Source organism: Aquimarina sp. AWH4_224, assembly GCF_056160245.1.
Genome location: NZ_JBSWWU010000011.1, coordinates 121,492 through 136,825, shown reverse-complemented (window position 1 = coordinate 136,825; position 15,334 = coordinate 121,492). Strand labels below are relative to the sequence as shown.

14 protein-coding genes are annotated in these 15,334 nt (G+C 34.8%); 11 read left to right on the top strand and 3 right to left on the bottom strand.

Going from position 1 to position 15,334, the window contains the following annotated elements; all coding sequences use genetic code 11:
* The first annotated feature begins 25 nt into the window (after window positions 1-25).
* From ACXAGJ_RS20170 to murI, 3 genes are all read left to right on the top strand, one after another.
* On the top strand, window positions 26-880 hold the full coding sequence (locus ACXAGJ_RS20170; protein ID WP_474842365.1) for an OmpH/Skp family outer membrane protein: 855 nt from the start codon (window positions 26-28) through the stop codon (window positions 878-880).
* Between the two features lie 39 nt (window positions 881-919).
* A complete protein-coding gene (locus tag ACXAGJ_RS20165) occupies window positions 920-1,429 on the top strand; it encodes an OmpH/Skp family outer membrane protein (RefSeq protein ID WP_073315602.1) in 510 nt (169 codons plus the stop codon).
* Window positions 1,430-1,520: 91 nt separating this feature from the next.
* Complete coding sequence (gene murI, locus ACXAGJ_RS20160; RefSeq protein WP_474842363.1) at window positions 1,521-2,312, top strand: glutamate racemase; 792 nt, start codon at window positions 1,521-1,523, stop codon at window positions 2,310-2,312.
* Here murI and ACXAGJ_RS20155 read toward each other — a convergent pair whose 3' ends face one another.
* Both ACXAGJ_RS20155 and ACXAGJ_RS20150 read right to left on the bottom strand, forming a co-directional pair.
* Entirely contained in the window at window positions 2,313-3,044 is a 732-nt protein-coding gene (locus tag ACXAGJ_RS20155) for a LytR/AlgR family response regulator transcription factor (protein ID WP_474842362.1), read from the bottom strand.
* Window positions 3,041-5,266 carry a tetratricopeptide repeat-containing sensor histidine kinase gene (locus tag ACXAGJ_RS20150; protein WP_474842360.1) on the bottom strand — a complete coding sequence of 742 codons (2,226 nt, stop codon included), beginning with the start codon at window positions 5,264-5,266 and terminating at the stop codon, window positions 3,041-3,043. The genes ACXAGJ_RS20155 and ACXAGJ_RS20150 overlap by 4 nt, the downstream gene beginning before the upstream one ends.
* A 205-nt stretch (window positions 5,267-5,471) precedes the next feature.
* On the opposite strand from ACXAGJ_RS20150, the gene ACXAGJ_RS20145 reads away from it, so the two are divergent.
* The 3 genes from ACXAGJ_RS20145 to ACXAGJ_RS20135 all read left to right on the top strand — a co-directional run bounded on the left by ACXAGJ_RS20145 (window position 5,472) and on the right by ACXAGJ_RS20135 (window position 8,395).
* A complete protein-coding gene (locus ACXAGJ_RS20145; protein ID WP_474842358.1) occupies window positions 5,472-6,641 on the top strand; it encodes a vWA domain-containing protein in 1,170 nt (389 codons plus the stop codon).
* Between the two features lie 11 nt (window positions 6,642-6,652).
* On the top strand, window positions 6,653-7,162 hold the full coding sequence (locus ACXAGJ_RS20140; RefSeq protein ID WP_474842356.1) for a rhodanese-like domain-containing protein: 510 nt from the start codon (window positions 6,653-6,655) through the stop codon (window positions 7,160-7,162).
* Window positions 7,163-7,315: 153 nt separating this feature from the next.
* Window positions 7,316-8,395 (top strand): serine hydrolase domain-containing protein, encoded by a 1,080-nt coding sequence (locus ACXAGJ_RS20135; protein WP_474842354.1) that lies wholly within the window; start codon window positions 7,316-7,318, stop codon window positions 8,393-8,395.
* A gap of 36 nt (window positions 8,396-8,431) precedes the next feature.
* Here the strand turns inward: ACXAGJ_RS20135 and ACXAGJ_RS20130 are convergent, their stop codons facing one another.
* The gene (locus ACXAGJ_RS20130) at window positions 8,432-9,469 is read right to left on the bottom strand and encodes a PorP/SprF family type IX secretion system membrane protein (RefSeq protein WP_474842352.1); all 1,038 of its coding nucleotides are present in this window, start codon (window positions 9,467-9,469) and stop codon (window positions 8,432-8,434) included.
* A 253-nt stretch (window positions 9,470-9,722) separates the two neighbouring features.
* Here ACXAGJ_RS20130 and ACXAGJ_RS20125 point away from each other — a divergent pair, with 253 nt between their 5' ends.
* The 5 genes from ACXAGJ_RS20125 to ACXAGJ_RS20105 all read left to right on the top strand — a co-directional run bounded on the left by ACXAGJ_RS20125 (window position 9,723) and on the right by ACXAGJ_RS20105 (window position 15,239).
* Window positions 9,723-10,628: a NifU family protein gene (locus tag ACXAGJ_RS20125; protein WP_474842350.1), complete on the top strand. Its 906-nt coding sequence runs from the start codon at window positions 9,723-9,725 to the stop codon at window positions 10,626-10,628.
* Between the two features lie 128 nt (window positions 10,629-10,756).
* A complete protein-coding gene (locus ACXAGJ_RS20120; RefSeq protein ID WP_073315610.1) occupies window positions 10,757-10,957 on the top strand; it encodes a dodecin family protein in 201 nt (66 codons plus the stop codon).
* 83 nt (window positions 10,958-11,040) lie between these two features.
* Window positions 11,041-13,140, top strand: coding sequence for a thioredoxin domain-containing protein (locus ACXAGJ_RS20115; RefSeq protein ID WP_474842348.1), 2,100 nt, complete (start codon window positions 11,041-11,043; stop codon window positions 13,138-13,140).
* Window positions 13,141-13,452: 312 nt separating this feature from the next.
* A complete protein-coding gene (locus ACXAGJ_RS20110) occupies window positions 13,453-14,160 on the top strand; it encodes a hypothetical protein (protein ID WP_474842346.1) in 708 nt (235 codons plus the stop codon).
* 380 nt (window positions 14,161-14,540) lie between these two features.
* A complete protein-coding gene (locus ACXAGJ_RS20105) occupies window positions 14,541-15,239 on the top strand; it encodes a hypothetical protein (RefSeq protein WP_474842345.1) in 699 nt (232 codons plus the stop codon).
* The last annotated feature ends 95 nt before the right edge of the window (window positions 15,240-15,334 follow it).

The window sequence follows — 15,334 nt, the reverse complement described above, 5'->3', positions numbered from 1 at the left end:
ATTATTTCAATAAATAAACAAAATTATGAAAACAAAGATTCTTTTAATGCTCGCCGCGATGGCCTGGTTGTCGTTCACATCATCCGCAAGCGCACAAAAAGGCATCAGAATTGGTTACATTGATATGGAATATATTCTAGAAAATGTTCCTGAATATAATCAAGCCTCTGCTGAACTTGAATCCAAAGTACAAAAATGGAAGGTGGAGATCGAAGCTGAATTGAAAGAAGTAGATGAAATGCGAAAGGATCTGAATAATGAAAGAGTTTTATTAACCAAAGAATTGATTGAAGAAAGAGAAGAAGACATTCTTTATAAGGAAAAAGAAATATTAGAATATCAGCAAAAAAGATTTGGCCCTAATGGGGATTTGTTTTTACAGAAAAAAAGACTCGTACAGCCGGTACAAGATCAAGTTTTTGTAGCGGTACAAGAAATCGCAAAAAACAAACGATACGATTTCATTTTTGATAAGACTGCCGATTTGGTCATGTTGTACTCTGCAGATCGATATGATATCAGTGATCAGGTTTTATTAAGAATCAATAGAGCCTCAAAAAGAAAGCAGCTGAATAACAAGAGAGAGAAAAAAGCTTTAGAAAGGTCTGAAAAAAGAAGTGCTGCTCAAGAAAAAGAAGTGACGGACAGGGAAAGAGCTACCTTGCAAAAACAATCTGAAAGAGAACAACTTCTTGCACAGCGTAAAGCCGAAAGAGATTCTATACGTGCCGCAAAAAGAAAAGAGTTTGAAGAAAGAAGAGCAAAATTATTAGAATTACAAAAAAAGAAAAAAGACTCAATAGAGGCTTTGAAAGCTGCCAAGCAGAAACTGAAAGAGGACGACGATTCACAATCTGATGGCGGAGATAGTAACGAATAAATAACTTTAAATTTTATAACACCCTTTAATATTACTACAATGAAACAATTTAGAACATTACTAGTAGCTATTGCAATTACTATGGGAACCACTGGTTTTGTAAATGCACAATCAAAAGTAGCACATATTGCATCGCAAGAATTAGTTGAGGCAATGCCTGCTTTCAAAGCTGCTAAAAGTGAGATCGAAAAGCTTAACAAGACTTATGATGCAGAGATTAGAAATATGGTTCTAGAATTGCAAAGCACTATTAAAAAGTATTCTCAAGAGGCTGAAACAAAAACTGATGAGGAAAACTTAAAAAGACAGCAAGAAATTCAAGCTACAGAAAAAAGTATCAACGATTATAGAACCAATGCGCTTCAAGATCTTCAGAAAAAAGAGATAGAATTAATGAAGCCTATCTATGAAAAAGCACGTGCATCAATCCAAAAAGTAGCAAGAGCTCAAGGATTTAACTACGTACTTGATTCTACAACAGGAACTGGTGTAATCATGGCCGATGGTAAAGACCTAATGGCTGATGTAAAAAAGGACTTAGGTATCTAATTGAAACCAAATTCTTTTTAAAGATAAAATTAAGGACAGTGAAGACTATTTCTCACTGTCTTTTTTATTTTTGAAACAAATTGCACGGTAGATGACACAAAATCAACCCATCGGAATATTTGACTCTGGAGTTGGCGGCACCTCGATATGGAAAGAAATTGCTGCACTTTTACCCAGTGAGGACTGTATTTTTTTGGCAGACAGTAAATACGCCCCTTATGGCAAAAGAAGTAAGGGTGAAATTTTGCAGTTAAGCATCAAAAACACCGAAAAACTACTAGAATTAAATAGCAAAATTATCGTAGTAGCCTGCAATACTGCTACTACTAATGCAATCAAAACGTTACGCGACACTTATGATGTCCCATTTATAGGGATTGAACCGGCTATAAAACCTGCGGCTATTCACACCAAAACCAAAAAAGTAGGTGTACTAGCCACCAAAGGAACTTTATCCAGCGAGCTATTTGCACAGACCTCTGATCTCTATGCTCAAAATATTGAAGTGATAGAAGTTATTGGAACCGGATTGGTAGAACTCATCGAGGAAGGTGAAATCCACTCCAAAAAAATGCTCGATCTGTTACAATCGTATATGGATCCTATGCTGGAGAAGGATATAGACCACCTTGTTTTGGGTTGTACGCATTATCCCTATCTAATTCCGGTCTTAAAAAAGATACTCCCGAGCAAAGTAACGATTATTGATTCTGGAGAAGCTGTTGCACGACAAACCAAAGCGGTGTTAGCTACCAACGGGATTTTGAATTCAAAATCAGATATGGGAAGGCATCAATTATACACTAATGCTAATCCCGAGATCCTTGCAGACATCGTCGCTTCAACAACGGCATCTCCTACGGTAAGCTTTTTGGATTTTTAGTTATTTAAAGCAATCTAGCAAAGCTCCTTTTTTTGAAGAAGAAACAGCTAATTCTTTCCCTGAGGTAAGCATAACACTCCCTCCTTTTCCTTTTCGATATCTGGTAATTCTTCCAATATTCACCAAATAACTTTTATGTATTCTTAAGAAACCATGCACCTTGAGTAAATCTTCAAAATATTTCAAGGTTTTACTGACCAGCTTCTGCCCTTTTTCCAGATAAATTTTGGTATAATTATCATCAGCTTCACAATATAAGATATCTGCTACTTCCAGGATTTCGAAACCATCCTGCTGCGGAATGGTAATTTTGCTTTCCACTGCAGCCATTTTTGGCACCAATACAGCATCTTGCAGTGCCATTTCTTTCTGTTTGATATGAGTAACATGATCTACCGCTTTAATCAAATTATCAATAGCAATAGGCTTTAACAGATAATAGGTAGCCTGCGCATTTAACGCCTCAACAGCATAATGATCATAGGCTGTCACAAATACAATTTCAAAAGTACGATCTGGAACTTGCTCCAGTAGGTCAAACGCATTTCCGTAGGGCATTTCTACATCTAGAAATAACATATCTGGTGTCATTTTTTCTAAAAGTTGTAGTGTTTCTTGTACACTTGCAGCTTCACCTAATATGGTCACAGAAGTACAATATTTCTCTAAATAGTTACGCAGGATTAACCTACTATTTGCTTCATCGTCTACAATAATTGCGGTTAAATTCATTTATCTTTTTTAAGTATTAATTGCACTCGAGTTCCTTCTTCATTTTCGTTTAGGTCCGTAACGAAAACATCAACTTTATCTTTGTACATTTCGTTAAGAATTTCTATTCTTTTTTTGATATTGCTCATCCCTCGGGACTTTTGCAACTTCTGATTATTAGTTTTTAATGCATTAGACTGCTTTCTCCCAATACCATCATCTTCTATAACAATCTTGATACTACCTTCATCTACCTTATCAAATCGAATAGATAACGTTCCTTTTTCTGATTTATATCGTAGCCCATGCCAAACGGCATTCTCTACATAAGGTTGTAAAAGCATTGGTGGGATTACATATTCGGCTACATCTATAGCCGGATCCACCTCCACCTTATACTCAAATTTATCCTGAAATCTAAAGTGCTCCAACTGTACATACAAGCGTAACAGTTCTATTTCTTTTTCTAATGGAATAAAATCCTCTTCACTGTTTTCCAAAACAGCTCTCATCAACAATGAAAAGTCGGTAAGATATCGATTTGCTGTTCTCTCATCACTAGTAGCAATAAAGGTATTCACCGAATTTAAAGCATTGAAAATAAAATGAGGATTCATCTGGGATCGCAGTGATTTTAATGCCAAAAGATTATTCGCATACCGTTGTTGTTTGATGTTTCTAAACATCAGATATGCCATTAACAATAATAACACTGAAAGGCCAACCAAGAAATAAATCATCACCTGTTGGCGTAAACTTTTTTGATCCGATATTTCCTGAGAGGCGAACGCAAGTTGATAACGCGCCTCATTAAGTTCTCGGTCTTTCTCCAAACTCTCAATCCTATTGGCACTCAAAGCCAATTCCCGACCAAAACGTGCTGCCTGAGATATTTCCTGCTCCTTTTGAATGTATAACTTATCTACGATCACTTCATACTCCTCAAACTCTTCTGAAGCTTTATCTAGCTCTCCCTTTTCTCGATATACCTCTCCCAATTTCCGGGTGGCATCTTTTTGTACGATAAGGTCATTTTTTGATGCAGCTTCCTTTTTACTCTCTTCAAAATAACTGATGGCTTCATCATATTTTTCTTGTGCCACAAAAGCATTAGCAATCTTATAATTTTGTACTTGCGGTGTAATTGCTCTGTCCTCTTCCAACAGCTCACCTTCGGCATTTTCTTCTATTTCTTCAATATCTGCTAGTGCTTCTTTACGTAATTGTATTTCTTTATCGTAGCTATTACTCTTGTTATAAAAATCGGCCGCTACACTACGCTGTCTTGCAGCCGTTTTTCTATCTTGTTGCTGAGCTAACTGTACAGAATTATCTAAATACCCCGCAGCATCAGAGGTATTACCTTGTTCTTGAAGTACATCAGCCAATTTGGTGTTTAAAGAAATTTCTTGATCATCAAGATTTTTCCTTTTACTTAAAGACAGTGCACTATTATAATTTTGAATAGCTCCCGAAGAATTTTCTAATCCCTTATTACTATCTCCCAAGCCTTCTAAAACCAAAATTTTTTGTTCTGCATTTAATCGAGAACGTTGCAATTCATCAAACGTTTTAAAAGCACCCTGATAGTTTTTATCCTCTAGTTGCGCTTTTCCTAATTTAATTTTTACATTGGTATTATAAGCATAGGACAAACTAATTCTGTAATTGCTTTCTGCCAAATCAGGCTGTTTCGAAAAACTATAGATATCTGCAAGGGTTTCATACAGTTCTGCCCTTTTCATATCCCCTTTCGGATCATCTTCCTGAATACTTTCTAGCGATTTTGTGATATATCCAATACTCGCAGATACATCCTTTCTTATTGTACTTCGAGCTAGTCGGAGGTTTTCCTGATATTCTGACTCCCTCTTTTTCTTGGATAACTGTTTTGATCTTACCGTTACCGGGTTTTCCTTTACTTCAACATCAACTCGCTGTCCGTCTTTCACAACATATCGCACCGTCTCGAAACTATCATGACTAATAACAATCTCATCTCCTACCCGTGCCTGTATTCTAAAGTCCCCAAAAACATCGGTCAATACTGTACCCTTACCCATTATGGTAACCTCTACATCTTTGATTGCTTTTTTGGTCTTTTTTTCTTTTACAGAACCCTTAATCACCATTGGCTTAGTTACAACGGGGGCTTCACTTTCTTCTTGAGAAAAGCCTTGAAAAGGAACCATCAAAAATAACAGCAGCATTACGCTAGACCACTTTATCATCTTCTGTTTCATAAGGATAAACTTAATCCATTTCATTGGGAAAATAAAATTCTCATTCTGCAAAAACTGCAACAATACGGCGTTTTTGGTTTAAAAAAAGTGCTTTCCCTAATTCTGTATATCCGTTTACTAAATAGAAATACTATTTCCCTCATTCCAGATTTTTCTCCAAAAAAGTTCAGGGTACTTTTAACCACGAATTTAAAAAAACAACATCATGAGAATTTTTTATATATGGAGTATGTTTATGTTGCTTATTCATATTTCTTGTAATGCAAACACCAAACAGAATAATGAGGTAGCAATAACCAAAGAACCTCACAAAATCTTAACGACCAAAACCGATCCAAATACGAGTAATATTCAAGTAGCTCTATTACTCGATACTAGCAATAGTATGGACGGACTTATAGAACAAGCCAAAGCGCAACTATGGGAAATCGTTAACGAATTGTCGTACGCAAAATGCGGACATAATAAAATCAGATTACAGATTTCTTTATATGAATATGGCAATGATGGGTTACCATCAAAAGAAGGTTACATCCGGCAAGTACTGCCGTTCTCTGATGATTTAGATGAAATTTCCAAAGAACTATTCGGGTTGACTACCAATGGTGGTAACGAGTACTGCGGAAAGGTAATTGCCACATCCATCAATCAATTAGACTGGAAAAAAAGTAATGACGATCTTAAACTGATATTTATTGCCGGAAATGAACCATTTACTCAAGGACCTACCAATTACAAAGATGCAGCTACTGATGCTTTGGAAAAAGGGATCACGATCAACACTATATTTTGTGGGAACTTCAGACAAGGGATCGACACGATGTGGAAACATGGTGCTGACCTAACTTATGGAGAATACAGTGCTATCGATCATAACCATCAAACAGTTCATATAGCAACCCCATATGATGATATTATTCTTCAGCTTAACAACCAATTAAACGATACTTACATCTATTACGGTAGTCGTGGAGCTCAAAAAAGAAGCATGCAAATGGAACAAGATCGTAATGCAAAGTCGTATAGCCCAGCAAATGCAGTAAGTAGAACTATCAGTAAAAGCTCTGGTTTTTATAAAAACAAAAGTTGGGATCTTATCGATGCTGCCGAAGATGAAGAGTTTGAAATTGATGAAATAGCTGAAGAGCAACTTCCTATAGAATTACAGGATAAATCTACAGCCGAATTAAAAAAACACATTGCCGAAAAAAGTGCTAAGCGTAAAGAAATACAGCAAAAGATCCAGGAGCTGAACAAAAAGCGTGTGGAATATATTAAAACTAATAGTAAGAAGAATGACACCAGCCTAGAAACTGCTTTATTGAACGCTATCAAAAGTCAAGGTAAAAAGAAATCCTTCAGCTGGGAAGATTAAAACAAAACACTATGAGAACTGTACTATTTATTATCATAACAAGTATATCATTTACAATGACATCACAACCCAAAGCAAAACTTCAAAAATCTATGGTAGATTATGACTCTTTTTTAGAAGTTTCTGAAGAAGTAATGAGTTATCGAGAAAAGAGGTTAATCCCCTTGGATGTTTTTCTAGAATATATGAAGGATGAAAATACCATTTTGTTGGATACACGTTCTAAAACCATGTATAACCAAAAACACCTTAAAGGAGCGATTCATATTAATTTTTCAGATTTCACCAAAGAGGAATTGGCAAAACATATCCCTTCAAAGGATACAAGAATTTTGATTTATTGCAACAATAACCTAATAGGAGATACGCAGTTTTTTGCTAGTAAAAGAGCTCCATTGGCTTTAAACATACCTACTTTTATTAATCTCTATGGGTATGGATACAAGAACATATACGAACTGGCTTCGTTGGTTTCAATAAATGATCAACGACTGCAGTTTGAGGGAAAAGCAGTACGCTAAATTTTATAAATTGGAATACAAAAAGCTCGCATCTGCGAGCTTTTTGTATTTTCAACCTACCATTATAATATCCATTTGGAAACGGTATAAAAATTGTGGCTTTGTTGCGTGGATCTGGATAAATGAAATCCCTCGAAATTAAATCTTTTTCTAATGAAATACTTAAGAACCCTATTAGCGTATTTGATCATACTTCCTTTGCTTTCTTATGGGCAGCAGACATTTGAGTATAAACAACCAAAAATGATTTCGGATGGATGGGAAACTGAAAATTTTCAAAAACTATATAGTAATACTTCTTACCTTTTTGAAGTATTACGTCAATTAGAACATAATGATCATAAAATTAATAGCTTTCTTTTGATAAAAGACGGTAAGCTACTTTTGGAAGAATATTATAATGAACGTACCATTGAGACTCCACAAGATTTACGATCGGTTACCAAAAGTATCTTTTCAATTTTGATGGGAATTGCTATCGATAAAGGATTCGTAACCTCTATAGACGATCCCGTACAGCAATACTTGCCCAACATTCAACCTACTAAAAACCTAAATGCTTTAAAAGAACAAATTACCATTCGCCATCTTCTTACCATGTCATCAGGCTTGGATTGTAACGACTGGGATAAAAAATCAAAAGGCCAGGAAGACAAAGTTTATAAAAAGAAGGATTGGATTCAATACACACTGGATTTACCCATGATTGAAAAACCTGGAGTAACATCGACATATTGCACAATGGGAGTCGTTATTGCTGCCCAAATTATTAGTAATGCTTCCAATATGCCTTTGGATCAATTTGCAAAACAGTTTTTGTTTACACCTCTAGGAATAGATAATGTCTCTTGGAAACATACCTCCAAAAAAGAGGTTATCGATGTAGCAAAGAGAATACAAATGACACCTCGTGACATGGCTAAAATTGGGCTCTTATTATTAAACAACGGCAAATGGAATAACATTCAAATTGTCTCTAAAGATTGGATTGAAAAGTCTTTAAATACGCATACCAAAATCAGCAATATAGACTATGGTTTTTTGTGGTGGACCATCCCATTTGGTTCTAAAACAGGTAAGGTTGCTACAGGAAACGGAGGACAATATATTATGATTTTCAAAGATCTAAATCTAATAACTGTATTTACCGGGAGTGCATATAATTCTCAGGAAGATAAATTACCTTTTACGATAATGAACAAGGCAGTAATCCATACGCTTTTAGAAAAATGATAGTAAAAAAACTACTAGAAAATATAAATCAAAAGATTAATGAGAATTTACCGCCGGACATTTACAGTTCCAACGTTCTTTCTGTTTTGCGAAGTCATATCCTATGGTCAGCTGATGAAATCCTCCATTACTTAGAACCACAGAATTAGATTGATAACTGTAGGTATATCCAACCAGCCATTTTTTATAGTTTACACCCAAGAACGGAGTTATATATTGTAATTGTTGGTTTTCTACTGCTAATCCATCTTGTGAAAATTCTGCGCCATCCAAACTTCTTCTGTATGAGATCCCCCCCCAAAGTGTGGTTACCTCACCCAAATCTTTATATACTTTCATATTAGCATCAATCGTGCTTTCTTGGGTTTGGTCTGTTGCCTGATATAATAATGACGGTTCTAAACTAAACCCGTCTTCGCCACCTAAATCAAATAAGTATCCTAAAGAAAAGATATACCGGCGCTGATTGTTGGACTCGCGAATTGGTGCACGAGCAGGGTCTGTTTGGTTAAAAATATCTCTTGCTACCGGCAGCAAGTTTTTTACTGTAAAATGTGCATACCACTCTAAATAATGATAGGACATCCCTACATCCACATTATAATAAAAGTCTTTTTGCACCCGATCAAGAATTACAGGATCTGGATCAAAAGGATCATCAAGTCCTCTCAAATCCACATTAGACTGGATAAAACCAGTACTTGCACCAAAAGAAAGCATACTGAGATCGGTTCTATCTCTCGAAAATAATAGATGATATGCAAAAGTTAAATACGCTCCAGACTGATTAAATCTTCCGTTTTCATCTTTATAAACGATCGCTCCTAAACCGGTCTTATCGCCTACTCTAAAATTTATGTTTGCGGTTTGTAAATTAGGTGCATTATCAACATCAAACCATTGTGCTCTTCCGGTTAACCTAATTTTGTTGGCATTTGCTGCTCCTGCCATGGATGGATGTACCAAATATAGATTATCTGAAAGATAATCTGCAAATACAGGTATTCCTTCTTGCGAAAAGGCAAATTGGGAAAGCCACATCAGGGCTACTACATAGATCGCTTTTAAGTTCATTTAGACACTGTCATTTTATGGGGACAAACAGGTTTTGTGAATTAAATGTAAACTGTCAAAAACAGTTTATATTGTGGGGCTTCACAATTATTTTTAAAATACATATTCCAAATTCGTACGTTTCCAAAGATATAAATTTTTACCAGAACGCCTATTTTAAAGTTGACTACCTTAATTCGTTAAAAAATGTTAGGGATATAAATACTATGCGCATATCGTATTGCTTTTTAGTAAATTTGCCAAAAATTAGAGCATGGAAAAGAATTTTGAAATAAAGATAGAAAACACTTCGAACCCAAGTATCATTAAGTTTGAAGCCAATTATTTCCTCACACAACATACGAGCTACGAATTTGAAAATATAGATCAGGCCAAAAATTCTCCCTTGGCGCAACAATTATTTCATTTACCATTTGTAAAAAGAGTATTTATCGCTCAAAACTTTGTGGCTATCGATAAATATGAGATTGTAGCTTGGGAAGATGTACAGGAAGAGGTTGCTGAACAAATTAAAAATTACCTAAATAGTGGCCAATCTGTGGTTACAGAATCCGAAAGCAACAAAAAAGTACCTATTACCATTTATGCAGAAAGTACTCCTAATCCTTCTGTATTGAAATTTGTAGCCAACAAAAAATTGGTTACTGCTGGTCACGAGTTTAAGAGTATAGATGACACCAAAGAGGCTCCTCTAGCACAAGAATTATTTCATTTCCCTTTTGTAAAAGAAGTATATGTTGATGAAAATTATATTTCCATTCAGAAATATGATATGGCTGATTGGAATGATGTTACACAAGAAATTCGAGAGTTTCTAAAGGCATACTTAGAACAGGGTAAAGAAATTTTAACGGCCAATGCTACGGTATCCCAGAACGAAGTTCAAAAACAAGCTGATCAAAATTTTGACCAATTAGATGATGTTTCCAAAGACATTGTAAATATTATCGAAGAATACATCAAACCTGCCGTTGCAAGTGATGGAGGGAACATTTTATTCGATTCTTACGATCCAGAAAGCAAAATTGTAAAGGTAATCTTGCAAGGAGCTTGTAGTGGTTGTCCATCTTCTACCTTTACATTGAAAAATGGAATCGAGAACATGCTAAAAGAGATGTTGAAAGACAAGATTGCTCATGTTGAAGCACTCAATGGGTAGTTCAACGATAAAGCTGTAATTATATCGAGAAAAGCCTGTAAATATTCATTGCTTTTACTTCAATAAAACTCAAGGATCTCGTATCTTAGAAGGACCATTCGTAAAATATTAACTAAAAAACTATTGAAATGGCAATTGTTAAAACTATTGAGGTTATAGCTAGCTCTGAAAAAGGCTGGGACGATGCAGCAAAAAACGCAATCAAACAAGCTGGAAAATCAGTAAAAAACATTCGGTCTGCTTGGGTAAGTGATCAAAAAGTTATCGTAAAAGATAATGAGATCGCTGAATATCGAGTAAACTTGAAAATTTCTTTCGAGATCGACTAAAAAAACGACTCAGAATAAAAAAGCATCTCAATTCTCAAATTGAGATGCTTTTTTATATTTTAGACACTGGTAAACGCGTTATTATGAAATATTGGCTCATTGTCATCCTCACGATCACCTATTCTTGCACAAGTCAAAACAAATCTGCAATGGAATACGCATACACAAATGATCTTATCAACGAAACCAGTCCTTACTTATTACAACATGCACATAACCCTGTAAACTGGAAACCATGGAGTGAAGAAGCATTGGATATTGCAAAAAAAGAAAACAAGTTGATCATCATCAGCATTGGATATGCTGCTTGCCACTGGTGTCACGTAATGGAACATGAAAGTTTTGAGGATCCAGAAGTAGCCAAAATAATGAATAACAGTTTTGTGAGTATTAAAGTAGACAGAGAAGAACGACCCGATGTGGACCAGGTGTATATGAGTGCTGTACAGTTGATGACTGGCAGTGGTGGTTGGCCTCTTAATGTAATTACCCTACCCGATGGCAGACCCGTATGGGGAGGCACCTATTTTCCTAAAGGGAACTGGATGGATGCTTTGAAGCAGATTACTGATTTGTACCAAAAACAACCAGAAAAACTGGCTGAGTATGCCGACAAGCTAGAGCAAGGTATCAAGGAAGTGGATATTATTGAAGTAAACACCGATGAGATAAAGTTTGATAAAGAGTTTATTGGTACCGCAGTAAAAGAATGGAGCAAACAGTTTGACCATCAAAAAGGAGGCACTAAACGTGTACCTAAGTTTATGATGCCAAATAATTATCATTTTTTGTTGCGTTATGCTCACCAAACTCAAGAACAAGAATTACTGGATTTTGTAAAAAGCACACTCACAAAAATATCGTTTGGTGGCGTTTATGATCATGTAGGAGGCGGATTTTCAAGATACTCAACGGATGGAAAATGGCATGTGCCACACTTCGAAAAAATGCTATACGACAACGGGCAATTGGTAAGCTTATATGCAGATGCTTACCTTGCCACCAAAGATCCCTGGTATAAGACAGTGGTGTACGAAACACTGGATTTTGTAAAACGGGAACTCACTAATGAAGAAGGGGCTTTCTACTCGTCATTAGATGCGGATAGCAAAACCACTACTGGCGAATTAGAAGAAGGAACTTTTTATGTATGGAATAAAGAAGAACTTCAGACACTCTTAGGAGATGATTACAAGCTTTTTTCCGACTACTACAATGTAAATGCTTATGGTCTTTGGGAGAAAGGAAATTTTGTGTTGATTAGAAAAGATACCGATTCGGATTTTTGTAAAAACAACGATATTGATATTGAAACCCTGAATAGTAAAATTTCTTCATGGAAAAGCACATTGCTTAAATATAGAGAAAAAAGATCTAGACCACGATTAGATGACAAAACACTTACTTCCTGGAACGCTATTATGTTAAAAGGGTATTTGGATGCATACCGCGTATTTGGAGAACAGGAATTTTTGGATATCGCATTAAAAAATGCAAACTTTATTAAGAAGCAGCAACTCAAAAAAGATAATTCCTTATTTCATAGTTATAAAAATGGTAAAAGCACAATCAATGCCTATCTAGAGGATTATGCACTAGTTGTTGACGCCTTCATACAACTTTATCAAAACACATTAGACCATCAATGGCTTGATATCTCAAAAGAGCTTACAGATTATGCCATTACTCATTTTTTGGATAAGGAGAAAAACATGTTTTACTTTACTTCTGATGAAGATCCTGAACTGATATCACGCTCTATCGAGTATAATGACAATGTAATCCCTTCTTCAAATTCGGTGATGGCTAAAAACCTAAATGTCTTAGCTCATTATTATGATCAAAACGAATATGCGGATTTGAGCAAACAAATGCTACATAATATAAAACCACAAATGGAAAAATTTGCTTCTGGTTTTTCTAATTGGCTAGACTTAATGCTTAATTTTTCTTATAATTTTTATGAAATCGTAGTTGTAGGTGATAATGCCAACGAATTACTAAATGATTTTCAGGATACTTATGTTCCTAATAAATTAATTGCTGGTAGTGTTGTAGACTCTGAACGCTCCCTACTAAAAAACAGATTTGTGGAAGATGAAACTTACTTTTATGTATGTGTCAATAACGCTTGTAAATTTCCTGTAGATACTGCACAAAAAGCATTACAACTTTTGGAGTAATACCAGAAGCTAAACGTTTGCTTTTCAACATTCTAATTCGATGAAAAACTATTAAACTTTAAGATACCCATTACTTAAAATTGACATAAATCGAGTCTATTATAACGTTTTCGTAGTCAAAATCTTACAAAAATTACGGTTAAACCTTAGTTTTTTTATGTAGAATTTATTGAAAAAAGCCGTTTTCATTCATAATAATGTAGTAGAACCTCAAAATACATTAACATATTCTCAAAAATTTAGCGGTTATTTAATATAAATTGCATTTAAAAAGGTATTTGGTTACATTTAATTCACCTAAATCAGTGAATCATGAGAATACTACTACTTTTACTTTTCGTACTAATTTCGCCTGCCCTTTTTGCACAATTGCCTAGAAGTTTGATGACATCTTCTGAGAAGATCACACTCTTTGATGAATATGATGGTACTATGTATATGAAATCCAGATATAAGGAATCTAGTGTCATCGATGAAAAGTCTGGCACTTATGATACCAAGTTGAAATATAATATATATACGGATGCCCTTGAATTAGTTCAGGGATCAAAATATTATGAGGTGGTTAAAAGTAAAACTATTCATGCGAGGATAGATGGGGATTATTTTTACTATTGTGAATTTAAAAATCAAAGAGGTCTAATTAGAGATGGGTATTACATCTTGGTAGAAATGAATGATAAATATAGAATTTACAAGAAACTGAATTTGGACATCAAAGACCCTGAAAAACGAGAACGAGTAAATAGTGGAATAGCTGAACCAGGTGAATTAAGAACGAGAGTGACTTACTTTATAGAAGAAGAAGGAACAATTGTTGAACTACCTACCAACAAAAAAGATATGCTGGCTACCTTCAACGATAAAGAACAAGAACTTGGACAATACTTAAAAAAGGAAAAAATTCGATTAAAAAAAGAAGAAGATCTCATCCGGTTTGTTGCCAGATACAATGCTCTCAAGAGTTCTGATGCCAATCCGTCTCAACGATTGCTAAGTAATATTACCAGAGGTAATTAGTAATTATAACATTCTCAAAATTGAATAAAAAACACCAGCTAGAAATCTAGCTGGTGTTTTTTATGTTCCTATAAAATAATAAATTAATTCCGAAATTTCGTCATCTCATTATTACGATTGAATTAACTATGTATTAACTCAAAAACAATAGTTTTTTCTGGCAATTCCGTAGTCATTTTACTTCTGCACAACACTAATTTCTTATAACTCTTTCACCCGCAGTATTTTGCCTATTTGTTTTCTTTCAAGAACGAAAAAACCTCAATTTTAAAAAAACATTAATTAACGAAAACAGGAAATTCTCGCCCTCTCTTTTTACTCCGTTTTTAAATATTTTTGTTACAAACTTTTAGCCCTCAAAATAAATACCCCGAAAAGATATGAGAAAAGTATTACTTTTTTTTACTGTATTAATTGTCAACATAGCCCCCGCTCAAGTACCATCATCCATCCTACAATACACTCAGGAATTTCCAATGTATGAGGAATACGATGGATCTATATACTTACAAAACAAATTTGTAGAGTCTAGTATTATCGACGAAACCTCTTCTGGGACTCATGATTCTGAATTACGATATAATATCTATACCGATGCCGTAGAGTATAAAGAAAATTCAGAATTGTTTGAATTGAGTAAGAACCCAAAGATCCAGGCAAGGATTGGTGAAGATTACTTTTATTATTGTCAATTTAAAACGCAACGTGGAGTTGATAGAGAAGGTTATTACATCTTGGTAGAGCTTCATGATCAATACAGAATTTACAAGCGTTATGAAGTAAAAATAAAAGACCCTATCAAGATGGATGTGTACAATGGAACTCCTGAACCTGGAAGTATTAGAAAAAAGGTGAGTTATTTTCTCGAAGAAAATGATATCATTATAGAATTACCTATGGATAAAAAAGAAATTTTAATCACTGCTTTCAGTGACAAATCAGATGAATTAAAACAATATATCAAGAAAGAAAAGATAAAACTTAAAAAAGAAGAGGATCTGATACGGTTAGTCGCAAAATACAATGCACTTAAAAATCTTAGTTCTTCTCCGTCAAACAGCCTCTTAAGCAAATATTAGTTCGATACGAGCTAATAATTGCTTCACCATAATTTACAAAAGGAACAGAAATCTGTTCCTTTTTGCTTTTAATACGGCTAAACTCTTCAGATTCA